This window comes from Mesorhizobium sp. M0678 (assembly GCF_040320505.1).
In the GTDB taxonomy this organism is placed as follows: domain Bacteria; phylum Pseudomonadota; class Alphaproteobacteria; order Rhizobiales; family Rhizobiaceae; genus Mesorhizobium.
This window is the reverse complement of record NZ_JAMYPT010000007.1, coordinates 270,157-287,990: the sequence shown is the minus strand read 5'-3', so window position 1 is coordinate 287,990 and position 17,834 is coordinate 270,157. Positions and strand designations below refer to the sequence as shown.

The 17,834-nt window shown below is 62.4% G+C and carries 13 protein-coding genes; 6 read left to right on the top strand and 7 right to left on the bottom strand.

The window, feature by feature from the left end; all coding sequences use genetic code 11:
* Positions 1 to 2: 2 nt before the first annotated feature.
* The 4 genes from NKI29_RS15985 to NKI29_RS15970 form a co-directional block, all read right to left on the bottom strand.
* On the bottom strand, positions 3 to 815 hold the full coding sequence (locus NKI29_RS15985; protein ID WP_023675453.1) for an ABC transporter permease: 813 nt from the start codon (positions 813 to 815) through the stop codon (positions 3 to 5).
* Positions 808 to 1,737, bottom strand: a complete 930-nt coding sequence (locus tag NKI29_RS15980; RefSeq protein WP_023675452.1) for an ABC transporter permease — start codon at positions 1,735 to 1,737, stop codon at positions 808 to 810. Before NKI29_RS15980 ends, NKI29_RS15985 begins: the two co-directional genes overlap by 8 nt.
* Positions 1,737 to 2,831 (bottom strand): ABC transporter ATP-binding protein, encoded by a 1,095-nt coding sequence (locus NKI29_RS15975; RefSeq protein WP_352787029.1) that lies wholly within the window; start codon positions 2,829 to 2,831, stop codon positions 1,737 to 1,739. Before NKI29_RS15975 ends, NKI29_RS15980 begins: the two co-directional genes overlap by 1 nt.
* 102 nt (positions 2,832 to 2,933) lie before the next feature.
* The gene (locus tag NKI29_RS15970) at positions 2,934 to 4,637 is read right to left on the bottom strand and encodes an amidohydrolase (RefSeq protein WP_352697446.1); all 1,704 of its coding nucleotides are present in this window, start codon (positions 4,635 to 4,637) and stop codon (positions 2,934 to 2,936) included.
* A gap of 141 nt (positions 4,638 to 4,778) precedes the next feature.
* Here NKI29_RS15970 and NKI29_RS15965 point away from each other — a divergent pair, with 141 nt between their 5' ends.
* Positions 4,779 to 5,810: a histone deacetylase family protein gene (locus NKI29_RS15965; RefSeq protein WP_352448177.1), complete on the top strand. Its 1,032-nt coding sequence runs from the start codon at positions 4,779 to 4,781 to the stop codon at positions 5,808 to 5,810.
* A 75-nt stretch (positions 5,811 to 5,885) separates the two neighbouring features.
* Here NKI29_RS15965 and NKI29_RS15960 read toward each other — a convergent pair whose 3' ends face one another.
* Complete coding sequence (locus tag NKI29_RS15960; RefSeq protein WP_352620429.1) at positions 5,886 to 7,073, bottom strand: TMEM43 family protein; 1,188 nt, start codon at positions 7,071 to 7,073, stop codon at positions 5,886 to 5,888.
* Between the two features lie 1,152 nt (positions 7,074 to 8,225).
* Here NKI29_RS15960 and NKI29_RS15955 point away from each other — a divergent pair.
* Positions 8,226 to 9,869 (top strand): MFS transporter, encoded by a 1,644-nt coding sequence (locus NKI29_RS15955; RefSeq protein WP_352767625.1) that lies wholly within the window; start codon positions 8,226 to 8,228, stop codon positions 9,867 to 9,869.
* A 221-nt stretch (positions 9,870 to 10,090) separates the two neighbouring features.
* Here the strand turns inward: NKI29_RS15955 and NKI29_RS15950 are convergent, their stop codons facing one another.
* On the bottom strand, positions 10,091 to 12,391 hold the full coding sequence (locus tag NKI29_RS15950) for a hypothetical protein (protein ID WP_352796667.1): 2,301 nt from the start codon (positions 12,389 to 12,391) through the stop codon (positions 10,091 to 10,093).
* Positions 12,392 to 12,718: 327 nt separating this feature from the next.
* Here NKI29_RS15950 and NKI29_RS15945 point away from each other — a divergent pair, with 327 nt between their 5' ends.
* The 4 genes from NKI29_RS15945 to NKI29_RS15930 are packed head-to-tail and all read left to right on the top strand — an operon-like array spanning position 12,719 to position 16,567.
* Positions 12,719 to 13,579: an FAD binding domain-containing protein gene (locus NKI29_RS15945; RefSeq protein WP_352454097.1), complete on the top strand. Its 861-nt coding sequence runs from the start codon at positions 12,719 to 12,721 to the stop codon at positions 13,577 to 13,579.
* Positions 13,579 to 14,055, top strand: a complete 477-nt coding sequence (locus NKI29_RS15940) for a (2Fe-2S)-binding protein (RefSeq protein WP_023675443.1) — start codon at positions 13,579 to 13,581, stop codon at positions 14,053 to 14,055. Before NKI29_RS15945 ends, NKI29_RS15940 begins: the two co-directional genes overlap by 1 nt.
* A 2-nt stretch (positions 14,056 to 14,057) precedes the next feature.
* Positions 14,058 to 16,322 (top strand): xanthine dehydrogenase family protein molybdopterin-binding subunit, encoded by a 2,265-nt coding sequence (locus NKI29_RS15935; protein WP_352796686.1) that lies wholly within the window; start codon positions 14,058 to 14,060, stop codon positions 16,320 to 16,322.
* Positions 16,322 to 16,567, top strand: a complete 246-nt coding sequence (locus tag NKI29_RS15930; RefSeq protein ID WP_023675441.1) for a MoaD/ThiS family protein — start codon at positions 16,322 to 16,324, stop codon at positions 16,565 to 16,567. Before NKI29_RS15935 ends, NKI29_RS15930 begins: the two co-directional genes overlap by 1 nt.
* A gap of 273 nt (positions 16,568 to 16,840) precedes the next feature.
* On the opposite strand, the gene NKI29_RS15925 is transcribed toward NKI29_RS15930, so the two are convergent.
* Positions 16,841 to 17,734 carry a LysR family transcriptional regulator gene (locus NKI29_RS15925; protein ID WP_352576064.1) on the bottom strand — a complete coding sequence of 298 codons (894 nt, stop codon included), beginning with the start codon at positions 17,732 to 17,734 and terminating at the stop codon, positions 16,841 to 16,843.
* Positions 17,735 to 17,834 lie beyond the last annotated feature (100 nt).

Below are 17,834 nucleotides of genomic sequence, written 5' to 3'. Positions count from 1 at the left end.
ACTCACTTGGCGCGGCGGCGCGCGATCAGGAACGATATCGAGACGAACAGGATCGACACCAGCAGCAGGATGGTGGAGATGGCATTGATCTCCGGCGTCATCGGCCGCCTGATCTGGTTCCAGATGTAGAGGGGCAGCGTCGTCTGCCCGGGGCCGGCGACCAGCTGCGTGATGGTGAAATCGTCGAAGGAGACGATGAAGGCGAGCGCCCCACCCGACAGGATGCCGGGAACCAGCAATGGCAGCGTTATGCGCCGGAAAGCATGCCAGGGCGTGGCATAGAGATCGGCCGCGGCAGCTTCGAGCGTCAGATCCATGTCCTCGAGACGCGCCCGGATGGGCATATAGGCGAAAGGAATGCAAAAGACGGTGTGGGCGAGGATCAGATTGCCGATGCCGAAATTGAGCCCGAGAGTGCCCGCGATCAGCGCAAAGAACGAGAGCGTCGCCACCGCCGTGATGATCTCCGGAACCATCAGCGGCAGGTTGATGACCATGAAGGCGGCCGACAGCCCGCGCCACGGCTTGACCCGGGTCATGCCGATCGCCGCCAGCGTCGCGGCGATCGTCGAAATGATCGTGGCGGTGACAGAGATGATCAGCGTGTTCTTGGCGGCGTTGTGGAATTCCTGGTTGAGCAGCGCACTGCCATACCAACCGAGCCCGATGCCTTCCCAACGCGTGACCAGAGACCCGGTGTTCAGCGAGAAGATCATCAGGATCAGGATCGGCGCGTAGAGCACGCAGAGGCAGATGATGGCGATCGAGCGGAAGCCCGGTTGGTCCTTGATATCGGCGCTGCGGGGGTCAGCCATGCCTCATCTTCCCCGACGTGTTACGGACATAGAAGTAGAGCGCCACCAGCACCGCTGCCATCAGGATCAGCGCCTGCGCGCAGCCGAGCGGCCAGTTGCGCCCGGAGCCGAATTGCTGGGCGATGAGATCGCCGATCATCAGGTGGATACCGCCGCCGAGGATCAGCGGCGTCACATAGGCGCCGAGGGCCGGAATGAACACAAGCAGGCAGCCGGCGATGATGCCGGGCAGCGACAGCGGGATGATCACCCGCCATAGCACCTGCCGACGTGTCGCGTAGAGGTCGTAGGCGGCCTCGACCAGCCGGAAATCCAGCTTCTCCAGGCTGGAATAGAGCGGCAGCACCATGAACGGCAGGAACGAATAGAGCAGGCCGAGCTGGATGGCGAAGTTGGTGTAGAGCATGGTGATCGGTTTCTCGATCACCCCCAGAGCCATCAGTGCGTTGTTGATGAGGCCCTCGTCGCGGATGATGAACATGATGGCAAGAGTGCGCACCAGCAGGTTCGACCAGAACGGGATGGTGATCAGCAGCACCCACCAGTTGCGCTGCGCTGGCGGTCGCGTGGCCATGAAATAGGCTGTCGGAAAGCCGAGCAGCAGGCAGATAACCGTCGTCACCACGGCGAAGACGAACGAGCGCAGATAGATGATCAGGAAATCCGGCGTGAACTGCAGCGTGTCGTCGAAGATGTCGCGCTGGAACAGGAAGTTCAGATAGGCGTCGGTCGAGAATTGCCACTGCACGCCGCCATAGGGTGCTGCGGCAAGAAATGAATAGATGACGATGATGAGAAGCGGCAGCACGCCGAAAATGCCGATGATTATCAAAGCTGGCAACGAAAGCAGGCGGTGGCGCCTGGCGCTGGCCTTCTCCGCCTCTGCTTCGAACAATGCAGCTTGGGAAAACGCGCTCGCCATCAATCCCTCAGCACTTGCGCGGCGTCGCTGCCGATCGAGACGCCGACCTTGTCGCCCCGCTCGAAACCGCAGCCTGCGCTGCGCGTGTTCTGCTGGCGCACGGTGAAGGCTTCGCCGCTGTCCAGTTGGACATGAATATGCGTGTCGGTACCGAAATAGACGATGTTTTCGATGGTTCCGGAAAGGTCGCCCTTGCCGCTGGTCAGCTTGGCGTGTTCCGGCCTGACCACCACGGTAGCATTATCCTTCGGCTGGAAGCCTTCAGCCACGGTCGCGTCGATCGTTGCGCCGGATTTGAGGGTCGCGCGAGCCTTGCCGTTGCCGATGTCGGTGATGGCTGCGGTCAGGAAATTGGTTTCGCCGATGAAGTCGGCGACGAAGCGCTCGGCCGGCTTGTCATAGATGTCCCAGGGCGTGCCGACCTGCAGGATCTTGCCGGCCGACATCACCGCGATGCGGTCGGACATGGTCAGCGCCTCCTCCTGGTCGTGGGTGACGAAGATGAAGGTGATGCCGGTCTGGTGCTGCAGCCGTTTCAGTTCGATCTGCATTTCCTTGCGCAGCTTGTAGTCGAGTGCCGACAGCGGCTCGTCGAGCAACAGCACTTTCGGCTGCGGCGCCAGCGCGCGCGCCAGTGCGACACGCTGCTGCTGGCCGCCGGAGATCTGGCTGGTGCGGCGGGCACTCAGCGCCTCCATCTTGACCAGCTTCAGCATCTCGGCGACGCGCGCCTTGATTTCGGCTTTCGGCTTGCCCAGCATCTCCAGGCCGAAGCCGATATTCTCGGCCACCGTCATGTGCGGGAACAGCGCATAGGACTGGAAGACGGTGTTGACCGGCCGCTTGAACGGCGGCAGCGGCGCAATGTCGTGGCCGTGCAGCAGGATTTCGCCTTCGCTGGGGAAATCGAAGCCGGCGATCAGCCGCAGCAGCGTCGTCTTTCCGCAGCCCGACGGCCCCAGCAGCGTGAAGAACTCATTCTCGCGGATCGACACCGAAACCGTGTCGAGAGCGGCGACTTGTGCGTCACCGGTACCGAACACCTTGCGGACGCCGCGGACTTCGATTGCACTCTTACCCGGCTGATCCGGCACGCACTTCCCCATTTTCATGTCCGCTCTTGTTGGCGGATCCAGTTCCCATTCGATTGTCAGCATATGCCGGTCGGCTTGGCAACCATGCATCTGAATCTCGGTTCAGAACGCAAGCTCCGTGCCATCGTCAGCCCCATCATCAACCTGATGACTGATCTTGCCGCCGCAGATGGTAGTCACCGGATGCACCTTGTGTAACAAACCCGGTTCAGTTGTCTCGATATCGGCCGACAGCACCACCAGATCGGCCAGATAGCCGGTTTTCAGCCGGCCCTTGCGGTGCTCCATGAATTCGGCATAAGCGCCTTCGACTGTATAGCCCGCAAGCGCTTCCAACAGCGAGAAGCTCTGGTCGGGAACGCCGTCTGCCCAAGGTTTGCGCAACACCGCCGCCTGAATGCCCAGGATCGGGTCGACCCGCGACACCGGCCAGTCGGAAGCGAAGACGACATGCGCACCCGCCTGCTTCAGCGTCCGCCAGGCATAGCTCAGCGGCCATCTTTCGCGGCCGATGCGCGAAAGCGTCGGCTCCAGCGGGAAGTCCATGGCGCCGGGCGGGTGCGGCGGCTGCATCGAGGCGATGACGCCGAGTTCGGCAAAGCGCGGCACGTCGGCGGCAGTGGTCACCTCGATGTGCTCGACCCGGTGACGGCTGTCGCGCCTGCCGTTCTTCCGCCGCGCCGCCTCGTAACCGTCCAGAACCGCGCGCACAGCGCCGTCGCCTATCGAATGCACGGCGATCTGCAGGCCGCGCCGGTCGGCCTCCAGCGCCACCTCGGCGAAATGCTCTGGCGTGAACAGCGGCTCACCGCGCCAGCCCGGCCGGTCGGCATAGTCGTCGACCATGACCGCGGTCCAGCCTTCCAGCACGCCGTCGTAAAACATCTTGACCATGCCGGACGACAGCCATTCCGATCGGTAGGCGGAAGCCATTCTCGACGCTTTTTCCAGCCTGTCGAGCGTCATGAAGTTCTTGAAATGAAAAGGTATCTTGGTGCGGCAGAGCAGCCGGCCTTCCTGCTCCAACCCGGCAAGCAGTTCGAGCTGGTAGAGATTGCCGTCCATGTTCTGGATTGAGGTGATGCCGTGGCGGGCGCACCATTCCAGCCCGCGATGCATCAGGGCACGGTCGGCCGCGATTTCAGCGGCGGAAGGGTACGGCTCGGGCTCGCCGCCTGTCGCAAGGCCGAGCCGCACGCGGTTCTGCCCGGAAAGCTCGAGGATCGGCCCAAAGGCCTCGCCCTCACGCAATTCGCCGGCCGCGAGGCCGTCGGCGCCCATGACGATCTCGTTGCCGGGGCCGAGTTGCTTGCCGTGCAGGATGCCAGCCAGCTCAAGCGCCTTGGTGTTGGCCCACATTGTGTGGTGATCGGAAGCCGACATGGCGAACGGCCGGTCGGCGATGATGCGGTCGAGATGATGGCGGGTGACCGGCTCGTCCTTGGAAAGGATGGTATAGTCGACGCCGGCCCCAAGCAGCAATTTGGCGTTCGGCCGTGCCGCAGCGTAGGCGCGGATCGCGTCGCTCAGCGCATCGAAGCCATGCACGCCCTGAAGGTGCAGATTGTCCAGTTCGGCCGCGCCGCCGAAAAGGTGCATATGCGCTTCGATGAAGCCCGGCACCACCGAACCGCCTTGCGCATCGATGATCTTCGTGGCCGGCCCTTTCAGCGCCTCGATCGTCCGGCGATCGCCAACCGCCAGGATGTTGCCGTCCTTTATCGCCACGGCCTCGGCCGTCGGATTGCCTTCGTCCATGGTCAGCACACGGGCATTGGTGACGATCAGGTCGGCATTTGAACTCATGATTACCCGCGGTTCGGTTGCGCTGCCGGCAGGCTAGACGACCGGCTGCCGGGCCAGCAAGCCATGGCTGGTTGGCCCAGCGCCTTGTGAAAGGCAGTGCAGGACGGTTAGGGTTGCCGCGTCTCACCACGGAACAATTTCATGAAGACTGTTTTTTCGCCTTTCCATGCCGGCCATTCCGGCAATGTCGAATTGATCGCCGGCGCCATCGTGCCGGCTTTTGAAAAGCCTTCGCGCGCCGAGTTCATCAGGGCGCGGGTGGAGAGCGAGAAGCTCGGTCCGATCCTGCCGCCGGAAAGCCACGACCTCGCCGCCGCCAGGAAGGTGCATGCCAGCGACTACATCGATTTCCTACCGACCGTGTGGCCGCTCTGGGAAGCGTCGGGCCGCAGCGGTTCGGCCATTCCCTTCACCTGGCCGACGCGCGGCCTTCGCGGCGACGTGCGCCCGAAAGGCATCGATGCGCTGCTCGGCTTCTACTCCTTCGACGGTGGCGCGACGTTCGTCAAAGGCACATGGGATGCGATCAAGTCGTCCTATGACGTCGCGCTGACCGCCGCCGCGCTGGTCAAGGCCGGTGAGCCTTCCGCCTTCGCCCTCTGCCGCCCGCCGGGGCACCATGCAGGGGCGGCCTTCATGGGCGGCTATTGCTTCATCAACAACGCCGCCGTCGCCGCGCAATGGTTCCGCGACCATGGCGCCGGGCGCGTTTCGATCCTCGACGTCGATTATCACCACGGCAACGGCACCCAGGAGATATTCTATCGCCGCGGTGACGTTCAGGTGCTGAACCTGCATGGCGATCCGATGACCGAATATCCCTTCTTCCTCGGCCATGCCGACGAACGCGGCGAGGGCGACGGCGAAGGCTTCAACGACAATTACCCGATGCCCTTCGGCACCGGCTGGGACGTGTGGAACGCCTCACTCGAGGACGCTTGCACGAGGCTTTCGGCTTATGCTCCTGATGTCGTCGTGGTTTCACTCGGCGTCGACACCTTCGAGAAGGACCCGATCAGCCAGTTCAAGCTGAAGACCCCCGACTATCCCAGGATCGGCCGCCGCATCGCCAGGCTCGGCCTGCCGACGCTGTTCGTCATGGAAGGCGGCTACGCCGTCGAGGAGATCGGCATCAACGCCGTCGGCGTGCTGACCGGCTTCGAAGACCGCTAGAAGCAATTCCAGGAAACAGGGCGGTTCGTCGTTTCCGTGAAACGATGAACCGCTAGAACCGCCGGCGCCTGCAAATCATGTGGCCGCGCTCGGCGCCGCAACCGGCGGAGCCGGCCTGCGCGAGCGGCCGAGGTAATAGACCGCCGCCGCTGCGATGACGCCCGCTGCCAGGATGCCCGCCGCCAGCACCGGCCGGTACCAGAACCAGGCGATGGCCATCGTCGTCGCCCCGACCAGGATCGCCAGGAAGAACGCGATGATGCCGGTACCCATCCGCGCCATGCTGCCGAGCAAAGGAATGACGTCGAGGATGACGCCGATCGGCCCGAGCAGCAGGGCAAAGCCGATGGCCAGGAGCAGCACGCCGGCGGCGCGCAGCAGCCAGGTGATCAGCGTGTTCGCGCTGACCGCTTCGGCGAACATCTTTTCCGCCGGAACATTGCCGGTGTCGACCATCAGCAACTGGTCGCCGGCGATTGTCTGGTATGGCTCGAAGCCGCCCCCCGTCTGGCGCGCGACGACGCTGACCACGCCGAGCGGCGCCAGTTCGTAGCCGATGCGGTAGTCGCCCAGCGCCGGCGACGTGGTGTTGAAACCGAGATAGATTTTTCCGTCGACGATGTTGACCCGCTTGGTGCCGGTATAGGCGGCGTCTATGGCGGCCGACTGATCGGCAGACAGTGAGAACATCTTGTCGCCGCCGATCAGGTCCAGCACGGGCCGGTCGAGCGTGAAAGCACCGAGCTTGCCGTCCGGAATCTGGAATTGCTTGCTGTGGATCTCCATCGGCGGATTCTCGTGGCCGTCCGGCTTCTTGAACTCCGACGAATTGATCTGGCTGTCGTCCCACACCTTCGAATAGCTGTAGGTCGTCACCGTCTCCTCGCCGCCGCCCAGCTTCTTCGTCGTCTCGGATTTCTCCTCTTCTTTCCACTGGTACATCTCGGCGCCGCGCGACAGCCGCAACCCCTGCGCCGAAATACCGAAGTCCGGATCGGCAAGGCCGCTGCTCGCCGTCACCGCCCCGGTGACATGGACGAGCTTGCCGTCATTGGCGGCATCGACGCTGTCGGCGCCGACCGAGACCACCGCGCCCGATCCCTCGGCCAGCGAGCGCGCCGTCTGCACGGCCCGGCCCTCGTTCCAGAACAGGCCGATCACCATCAGCACGATCAGGAGCAGCCCGAAGACGACCCCGGCGAGCGCGCGTTTGATCCGCCCGAACCACGAGACGGACGTCACTTCCTGAAATGAATCGCTCATTATTTCCCCCATCCCCCGAAACCAGTCTCGCGAAATCCGCGCTCTGCCGCGCAGTGGCAAGCAACCAGCGTCACCCCAAACCGGGGCGGACGCCCATCCGTCTCGGCACCGGGAGCTTATCGCAGTCGGCGAGCCGCCGATACGGCACAGTTGCGATCCGACCGGTTTCGCGGCCGTAAAGCCCATCGCTCACCGCCAATTCATTGAATTCGTTTCCGTCAAATCGCGTTGATGTCAGATTCGTCTGCAGTTGGATTGTAGCCGAATCAGCCGTTCCTTGGGGGGCGCGGCAATCACCAAAGCTTGATGGTCCGCAACTATTCCGGAATCAGATCGGCTAGTGGGCAATGCTCCACCAGCAGGCTCTTGCAGAGTGCGTAGTCTTCGTACGCGAAAACACCTTGGTGCGCCCTTAACCCCGTTGCGTGACGTGGTGCGGCAGACGGCGAACGACAATGCGGGCAAGGCGAGGCATGCGATCAATCCGAACGCAGAGCCTGTCGGTTGGGCAGCAAAAAGTGCACCATCATCGTAGTTCGATTCGGACGGATCTCAGTATAAAAAGGAGAGATATAGGAAAAATAAATAGGACAATAAATCCATATATGCTGCCGGCTATCAAAAATACGTTCTCATATGGGTAAAATGTAGTTATTAGACAAGCGATAATATACAATACTACGTTCTTTTCGTACAATTTGTCACCAAGTATGTTCAACATAAGATATGTGTACAAAATAGCGCATGTAAATATTTGTATTAAAGCCAGGCCGCTCATGCTCGCAAGCGGTCTAAAAAATACGTGAGGTATAGCCACTATGAGAATGGCAATCGACATCCCCTTGAGAGCTCGCGCTTTCATTTCAGTCCCTCGGTAATTTCCTTCTGGCAATTTTCCTACGTACGGACCGCAGTTTGATCAAGTCCGAGCTGTGGAGCCTGAAGGGCCGAATTACCTTCATGCCAGCATCTGAATCGGCGCACGCAGTGGCGTGCGCTGACCGGCTCCGCGCCCGCTATCTTGTTGTTGGACCATGATGTTTTTCCAGAATGCGTTCGCCCTTTGCGAAATGATGTTCTATTTTTTGAACCCACGGCTTGCGGGGCCGATTGATCGGAAGAACAAACGCATTTGAGCCCGGGAAAGCATTTATGAACGACGACACACCGGAAAGCGAAAGCGCCTCGGCGCTGGCGCCGTTCCGGCACGGCATCTTCCGGGCGGTGTGGTCCGCCAGCCTCGTCTCCAATTTCGGTGGCCTCATCCAGGGCGTTGGCGCCGCCTGGATGATGACGACGATCGCCACCTCGTCCTACCAGGTGGCATTGGTCCAGGCCTCGACCACCTTGCCGATCATGCTGTTTGCGCTGCTGGCCGGCGCCATCGCCGACAGCTTCAACCGGCGCAAGGTCATGCTGATCGCGCAGATCTTCATGCTCGTCGTCTCGGCTCTTCTGACCGTCTTCACCTATCTCGACCTGATGACACCGTGGACGCTGCTCGCCTTCACCTTCCTGATCGACAGCGGCACCGCGCTCAATAGCCCGTCCTGGCAGGCTTCGGTCGGCGACATGGTGCCTCGCACCAAGGTGCCGGCGGCGATCGCGCTCAACTCGATGGGCTTCAACCTGACGCGCAGCGTCGGCCCGGCGATCGGTGGTATCATCGTTGCCGCGGCAGGTGCCGCCGCGGCCTTCGCCGTCAACACGCTGAGCTATGTCGGCCTCATCGTCGTGCTGGCCCGCTGGAAGCCGGAACTGCCGGCATCGACCTTGCCGCGCGAGACACTGGGCGCCGCAATGGGCGCCGGCCTGCGCTATGTCGCCATGTCGCCTAACATCGGCAAGGTGCTGGTCAGGAGCTCGGCTTTCGGCTTCAGCGCCGGCGCGGTCCTGGCATTGCTGCCGCTGGTCGCGCGCGACGTCGTCAAGGGTGATGCCTTGAGCTACGGCATCATGCTCGGCGCCTTCGGCATCGGCGCCGTCGGCGGCGCGCTGACCAGCGTCAGGCTGCGGCAGCTGCTGTCCAGCGAAACCATGGTGCGCATGGCATTCGCCGGTTTCGCCGTCTGCGCCTTCAACGCCGCCGTCAGCAATCATGCCTGGCAGACGTCGCTCGGCCTGCTGCTCGGCGGCGCCTGCTGGGTGACGGCGCTGTCGCATTTCAACGTCACCGTGCAGATGTCGACGCCGCGCTGGGTCGTCGGCCGCGTGCTTTCGGTCTACCAGACCGCAACCTTCGGCGGCATCGCGCTCGGCAGTTGGGTCTGGGGTGTCGTTGCCGACGCCCATGGCGCCGAAGTCGCCCTGATGGCGGCCAGCGTCGCCATGCTGGCGGGAGGCGCCATCGGCCTGCTGCTGCCGCTGCCGCAGCAGGCGGTGCTCAACCTCGACCCGCTCAACCGTTTTCAGGAGCCGCATCTGGCGCTTGATCTCAAGCCGCGCAGCGGTCCCATCGCCATCATGATCGAATATGTCATCCGCAACGAGGACGTACCGGAATTCCTCGCCACCATGGCCGAGCGCGGCCGCATCCGCCGCCGTGACGGCGCCCGCAACTGGACATTGGCGCGCGATCTCGAAAATCCGTCGATATGGATCGAGCACTACCACACGCCGACCTGGGTCGAATATATCCGCCACAATCGGCGCGCCACCTACGCCGACGCGGTCATCGGCGAGCGCATAAGGGCGCTGCACAGCGGCAACGAGCCACCGCGCGTCCGCCGCATGATCGAGCGCCCGACGACTGCCGGCACGGCGCTGGTGATGCCGAAGGGACCGATCGAGCATTAAAGCATTTTGCAGCCAAGTGGAATCACTTGACGTCGCAGAAATGCGGTTAAGACAAATAGATAAAGCGGGATGCACCGTTCAATTTGAACGCATCCCGCTCCAGCGCAATTCCAGGAAAAGTGTGAAACGGTTTTCCGTCCGGAAGAGACAGAGCGGTTCGCCGTTTCCGTGAAACGATGAACCGCTCCAGCCACCCTGACGCCCTTCCGCTGGCGATTCGACTACATGAGCTCTATGACGAAATAATCGCCCTGCTGTATCCACTTTACCAGGAAGTTGATCGTCAGGTCGGTACCGCTCCAATACATCTCGACGGTTGATGGAGACGGCTTTATGAGGCCTCCCTCGATAAAGTCACTCGACCTCGTCCCAGATACGCCTGAGATGAAATTGAAATCCTGGAACTGGAATGTGACCTCGCAGCTGAGAGTGAACGGCGTGAACCCGCCGCCGGCCGGCTTGGGCAACGCGAACTGAACCAACGCCGGCTCTGCGTTCGGCTTTTCGGTCTTTGAAAAGCTGCCGGATGGCCCCTGCAGGTGCCAGGTGATTTCAGTGATTTCTTTCTTGGTGGCGTTGAACCAGAGACCCGTTGCTATCGTCAGCATCGCCGGCTTGGCGACCGGCGCCGCAGTAAGGGGAATACTGATGGTCTCGGTCTTGTAGCCAACGGCTGCAACTTGCAAGCTGACCGATGCTTGGCCGGTAGGCGGAGATAGCGTGAACGCTGTGTTGGTGGCCCCGACCACCGCGCCCCCTTGCGATATGGTCCCTCCAACCGATTGGGACTTGTTATCGGCGTCGACTGCTTTGATGGTTATCGTCGCCGGCTGGCCCGCTATCAGGGACGGGGGAGCCGCGGAGAGCAGCATTTCCCCGAGGGTGACATTGACGGGAACTCTGGTGAGCGGAGACATCTTCGTGCACAATGTCTGCATCACCGTAATTTGGTCTTCTACCTTGAGCTCGCCTACGTAAATCCCGAAGAAGAGCGTCGTCCAACCAAGTGGCGTATCGCTGGCGCGCCACTTCCCGTTCACGAATACATGCACGCGCGCCCCGGGAATCACGCCTGATACGTAAATTAGCCGCTGGAAGACCCGGACGGGCTGTTGAATATCCGGGGTCTTGAGTGGGGTCAGGTCGGACACTTTGATCGGGCCCCCGACCCGAAGCGCGAGGGGCTGACAAGTAAGCTCCAGCTGGGCGTGAATGTGCTCGCCGGCGCGCAACGGCCGAAATGTCTCGACCCAGACGAGGCCGCCAAAACTGAATACGGGCTTGCTGATTACAGGAGAATCTGGCGCATCCGAGTACAAACGTACGACCGCGTTGTCGACGCTGTTGACGAAAGCGCCGCTTGCACATTCAAATGCAGGCTCCATGACGGTCGGCGGAAATACGCTGCCCTGGTAAGACCCTACCACCAGCAACTTATCCGATGTGGCTGTCTTGCCGCATAGCTCCTGGATGACGACGAGCGATGGAAACGGCGGCGAGGCCGGGATCAGGGCCGACACGTCGGGAATCCAGTATTGGCCGGAACTCACATCCTCGCCGACTCCGATTCTCCCGAGCACGGTAGCTGCACCCGAAGTCGGATCGACAAGTTGGATCGTCAATGTCGCGCCGGGCTCGAGATTGGAGATAGGCAAAGCACGGGCTGCCGGGCAGGAGTACTGTGAGGCGTCGATTACGGGCTTTCTAACCGGCAAGGTTTCGTCGACGATCACCGGAGGGGCAGATGACGGACTTGATGCATTGCAGCGCTCGAAGTGCTGCGTGGCGCTGAAGACATCCGGATTGTGCGCGGCACGGCCAAGCAGCGCCAGGAGGTTGGCACCGACGAAAGGATATTCCAGCACGTCGCCATTGAAGTGGACCTTCGTGGTGGCGCCTTGAGCCAACCCCCTGACGGGTACTGCTTGCGCGCACCCAGGAACCGGGCCGACTGCTGGTGCCGGCATGGTATTTTCCCGATACGGCGTCTGTTCGGCGGGCAAGCTCGGGGTCTGACTGCTCTTCACCTGTCCGGCAGGCGTCTGAACGGACTGCACTGCGCTAAGCACATCGTTGGCCTGGATCGCCCCGCGAATGCGCACTGGTACGACATTTCCGCGTGCAGTATCGCTGCCAATCAATGCGCCGCCGTTGAAAATCTCGACCGTGGCGCCAGGATAGGCTGCGCCTATCAGCACCCAGTCGACGCACTCGTGCACCTGACTCAAATACACCAATGGGCTTAGCGTCGAGGGATACCCGAGCACGACGATCGGGACCGGGCTTGGATCACTGGTTTCGGCGCCGAGCGTCCAGCGTGCGGTCAATGCATCCCCCACGTTGAGGGAGCCTGCGGCGACCGGCACAAAGGTACTGGTTGTGGCGCCGGCATTTACCGCAGGGACGGGTACGCCATTTACCAGGAGGGAAATGCTCGAGCCGGGAAGCGGCCCATCGATACGGACCGAGGTACTCAAGACCGATACGGGGCCAATCACAATTGGTGCAAGGAGCGTGCTCATGTTCGTTTCCCTCTCTGTACGGCGCAGACATGTCGCCTGGTTCGAAACAGGACATAGAGGGAGCGCACTTACGGATGACTTACGGATGGGTCGGCGCGGTGCTGGACTGCGCGCGCGTCCGCCGCATGATCGAGCGCCCGACGACTGCTGGCACGGCGCTGGTCATGCCGAAGGGACCGATCGAGCATTAGTGGCTGGCGGTGCGTCCAGTTGGACGAGCAAATGAAATTGCGGCGCCTGGCCCAATCCGCGAATGCACGAACAGGATGGCCATTGTGGAGAGACGGTTATATCAGTTGGTGTGACTATGACCACTAAGGGGAGACGATGCGCTACATACGTCCGCTTTCAATGGAAGATGCCGTTGGCCAGTTGGCCGGATCAGTCGGCACGGTCGCCATTCTCGCCGGAGGCAGCGACCTCCTGGTGAGGATGAAAGGCGGCTTTATCGAACCCGACCTGATCCTCGATATCAAGGCGATCGAGGGCTTGAGTGAAATCCGCGAAACGGCGGACGGCTTTAGCATTGGCGCTGCGGTCCCCTGCGCCGTATTGGGAGAGAGCGCGGCCCTGATTAAGGCATGGCCGGGCGTCGTCGAGGCGGCGAAGCTGATCGGCTCGAAGCAGGTGCAGGGACGCTGCACCATAGTCGGCAATCTCTGCAACGCCTCACCGGCGGCGGACAGCGTGCCGGCGCTGGTGGCAGCTGGCGCCAGGGCATTGGTAGTCGGGCCAGGAGGCAGGCGCACGATTGCCGTGGAAGCGGTGCCGACTGGGCCGGGCAAGACGTCGCTGGCCAAGGGCGAGATCATCGAGGCAATCCTGCTCGACAGCCGTCTGCCGCGTTCGGGCGATGCCTATCTGCGTTTCATTCCGCGCACGGAGATGGACATCGCGGTGGTAAGCGCCGGCGTGAACTTGACGCTCGATGAGCAAGGTCGCGTCAAATCCGCCCGTCTGGCGTTGGGCGCCGTGGCGCCGACGGTGATTCTGGTCGAGGAGGCCGCCGAGGTTCTCATCGGCTCCAAGCTGGACGAAGCCACGCTGGAGAGGCTCGCCAAGGTCTGCTCGGGCGCCTGCCGCCCGATCGACGACAAGCGCGGCACTATCGAATTCAGACGGAAAGTCGCGGGTGTGCTGGCCAAGCGGGCCGCCACGACCGCCTATGCACGCGCAGGAGGCAAATGATGGCTGGTGTGGCAGTATCAACGACAATCAACGGCGACAATGTCGAGTTCCTTTGCCAGCCGGACGAGACGCTGCTTGATGTCCTGCGCGATCGCCTGGGGCTGACGGGCGCCAAGGAAGGCTGCGGCACCGGCGACTGCGGGGCCTGCAGCATCATCCTCGACGATCGGCTGGTGTGCTCGTGCCTGGTGCTCGGCGCGGAGGCCGAGGGCCGGCACGTCGAGACCATCGAGGGCATGGCGCATGGCGACAGGCTGCATCCGCTGCAGCAGAAATTTCTGGAACACGCCGCACTCCAATGCGGCGTCTGCACGCCGGGCTTCCTCATGGCTGCCAAGGACCTTTTGGCCAAGAATCCCGATCCGACCGAGGAGGAGATCCGCTTCGGCCTCGCCGGGAACCTCTGCCGCTGCACCGGCTATGACAAGATCGTGCGTGCCGTTCAGGACGCCGCCAGCGTGATGAAGGGAGCATGACGATGAATTTCGATCCGCGTTACTCCGGACGCAATTTCACCTCTGTCGGCACGCGTCCCATCCGTCCCGACGGCGTCGACAAGGTGACGGGCCGCGCACGCTATGGCGCCGACTTCAACATGGCCGGGCAACTGGTCGGGCGCGTTCTCAGAAGCCCCCATGCGCATGCCACGATCAGGAAGATCGACACGTCGAAGGCGGAGAAGCTCGCCGGCGTCAAGGCCGTGATCACCGCGGCCGACCTGCCCGACCTCACCGACGGCGATGCCGCCATGTACGACATCCTCGACAACTGCATGGCGCGCAAGAAAGCGCTCTATGACGGCCATGCCGTGGCCGCGGTGGCTGCGGTCGATGCCCGCACGGCGAGGCAGGCACTGAAGCTGATCGAGGTCGACTACGAGGTGCTGCCGCATGTCACCGATGTCGACGAGGCGATGAAGCACTCCGCACCCCTGGTCAACGACGCCATCTTCACCGAGGGCCTCGAGGAGAAGCCCGTCAAGCCTTCCAATGTCACCAAGCGCACCCAGTATGGCCATGGCGACATCCATGAAGGTTTCGGCCAGGCCGATTTCGTCGTCGAACGCTCCTTCAAGACCGAGCAGACGCACCAGGGTTACATCGAGCCGCATGCCTGCGTGGCCAATGTCAGCTCCGACGGCACCGCCGACCTGTGGGTCTGTACGCAAGGCCATTTTGTCTACCGGCAGCACTGCGCCCAACTGCTTGGCATGGAAGCCTCGAAGCTGCGCGTCACCTCGTCGGAGATCGGCGGCGGTTTCGGCGGCAAGACCCATGTCTGGGCCGAGCCGGTGGCGCTGGCGCTGTCGCGCAAGGCCGGCCGGCCGGTCAAGCTGGTCATGACGCGCGACGAGGTGTTCCGCGCCTCCGGCCCGACCAGCGCCACCTCGATCGATGTTCGGATCGGCGCCCGCAAGGACGGCACGATCACGGCGGCCGAGGCGACACTGCGCTATAGCTGCGGCCCCTATGCCGGCATGTGGGCCGAGATCGGCGCCATGACGGCCTTTGCCTGCTACAAGCTCGAGAACGTCAGGACGGTCGGCTACGAAGTGCTGGTCAACCGGCCCAAGACCGCGGCCTATCGCGCGCCGTCGGCTCCGATGGCGGCGTTTGCGGTGGAAAGTGCGGTCGACGAGCTGGCCAAGGAGATCGGCATGGACCCCGTCGAGTTCCGGATCAGGAACGCGGCGCAGGAAGGCACCAGATCGTCCTATGGACCGGTATACGGCCCGATCGGCATCGGGCCGACGCTGGAGGCGGCGAAGAATCACCCGCACATGAAGGCGCCGCTCGGCAAGAACCAGGGCCGCGGCATGGCCTGCGGCTTCTGGTTCAATTTCGGTGGCCAGACCTGCACCGACCTCAACATCGGCATGGACGGCTCGGTCTCGCTTGCCGTCGGCACGGTCGATGTGGGTGGTTCCCGCGCGTCGCTGTCGCTGGTGGCGGCGGAGGAGCTCGGTATCCCCTATGAGCAGGTCAAGGCGGTGGTCGCCGATACCTCCAGCCTCGGCTACAACGACATGACGGACGGCAGCCGCGGCACCTTCTCCTCCTCCATGGCGACGATCTCGGCCGCCCGCAACGCCATCAAGGTCCTCAGGCAGCGCGCCGCGCAGATGTGGGACATACCCGTCGACGACGTGGTCTGGGAAGAGGGTCACGCGATTGCCAAAGGCGCTACGCACGGCAACCTTTCGCCGCTGTCGATGAAGGAGATCGCGGCCGCGTCAGGGAAGACGGGGGGACCGATCGCAGGCCACAGTGAGCTCGTCGCCGACGGCGCCGGCGTCTCGTTCGCCACCCATATCTGCGATATCGAGGTGGATCCCGAGACAGGCTCCACCAGGGTGCTGCGCTACACCGTCGTCCAGGACGCCGGCAAGGCGGTGCATCCGACCTATGTCGAGGGGCAATACCAGGGGGGTGCCGCGCAAGGCATCGGCTGGGCGCTCAACGAGGAGTATATCTACGGCAAGGACGGGCGGCTGCAGAACCCTGGCTTCCTGGATTACCGGATCCCGGTCTGCTCGGACCTGCCGATGATCGACACGCAGATCCTCGAAATCCCCAATCCCAACCATCCTTACGGGGTGCGCGGCGTCGGCGAGACCTCGATCGTGCCGCCGCTGGCGGCGATCGCCAATGCGGTGTCGAACGCCGCGGGCGTGCGGATGACGCATATCCCGATGTCGCCGCCGCGCATCCTGGCGGCGCTCGAGGCGGAACGGGGAGGCTGATGGTCGAAGTAACGCTCTGGGGGTCGCTCGGCGCGATCGCCGGAGGCAAGAGCAAGGTCGAAATCGAGGCGAAGGATATTCGGGAGCTGTTCAGGAAGCTGGCTGAGCAGTATCCCGGCCTCGAGCCATACATCGATCGCGGCATCGCCGTCGCCATCGACGGGACGATCTATCGCGACACGTGGTCGAAGGAACTGCCGGAAGGGGCGGAGATTTTCCTGCTGCCGCGTCTTGCCGGGGGATAACTGGACAACCCTGTCCTACCCATTGACGACCAAGACATGGCCTAGGCTCGAGAAAAACCTCGGCTATCCACGAGAATTCTTGGCCAGTTCAGCCTGCGAGTTTGGCTCCTTTTCGATGACTGCTTCTGTGTCAATCACAGACATAGAGGCGAGCGAGCTACACGTCTGCTTTGAGGCGAAAGCAGCCGCCCGCAGCGTAGAAGTCAAATGGCTTGGGTCAGAACCTACCATTTACCAATGTCAGCTTCATGATTCATAGGCGCAGTCTTGGGGTCAGATGCGATGGCGGAGCGCCTCCACGATCACCGCCATCGCAGGCGAGAGCTGTCGCCTGCTCGGGTAGTAGAGGTGATAGCCCGCAAACGGCGGGCTCCAGTCGTCAAGCACGAGCCTAAGGCATCCCTTGGCGATGTGGTGGCTGACGAGGTTTTCCGGGACATAGGCGATCCCGAAACCGCTTATCGCAGCCTCGATCATGGGAATGGACGAATTGAAGGTGAGTTGGCCTTCCACCCGCACACGAAGGTCGCGGCCATCCCTGGCGAATTCCCAGGCATATAATCCGCCGAACGTCGCCTGCCGCATATTGATGCAGTCATGATCGACCAGATCCTGCGGTGCGGTCGGAACCGGATGGCGGGAAAAGTACTCCGGCGAAGCCACGGCCACGAGCCTCCAATCCGGCCCGATGCGCACTGCGATCATATCCCTGTCAATGCTCTCACCAAGCCGCACGCCTGCGTCGAAACGCTCCTCCACAATGTTCTTCATGCCGTTGTCGCTGTAGAGCTCGACACACACGTCAGGATAGTCGCTGAGCAAGGGCTGCAACTTCGGCCAGACGGTCGTCTGGAGCGCATGGTCGGACAGCGTGATGCGGACCGTTCCGGAGGGCTTGTCGCGAAAGGCCACCAGACTTGCAAGGTCGGCTTCGATTTCCTCGAAGCGGGGAACAAGAGATTGGAAAAGTCGCTCGCCGGCCTCGGTCGGAGCGACGCTCCGCGTCGTACGCGTCAGCAGGCGGACGCCAAGACGAGCTTCAAGCTCCTTGATTGTCGAGCTCAGAGTCGACTGCGAGGTTCCGAGCTTGGCCGCCGCCTTGGTGAAGCTGCGCTCCCGGGTGACCGCCACGAACCAGAGCAGATCCTTCATGCCATCGCGCTGCATAGGGCACCTCCCGTCTGACATTTATATCATAAGCAGATAAGTCCATGCGAATTACTCAGTCTAATAGAATGGGTTCCTCTGCAATATCTTCCAGCATGGT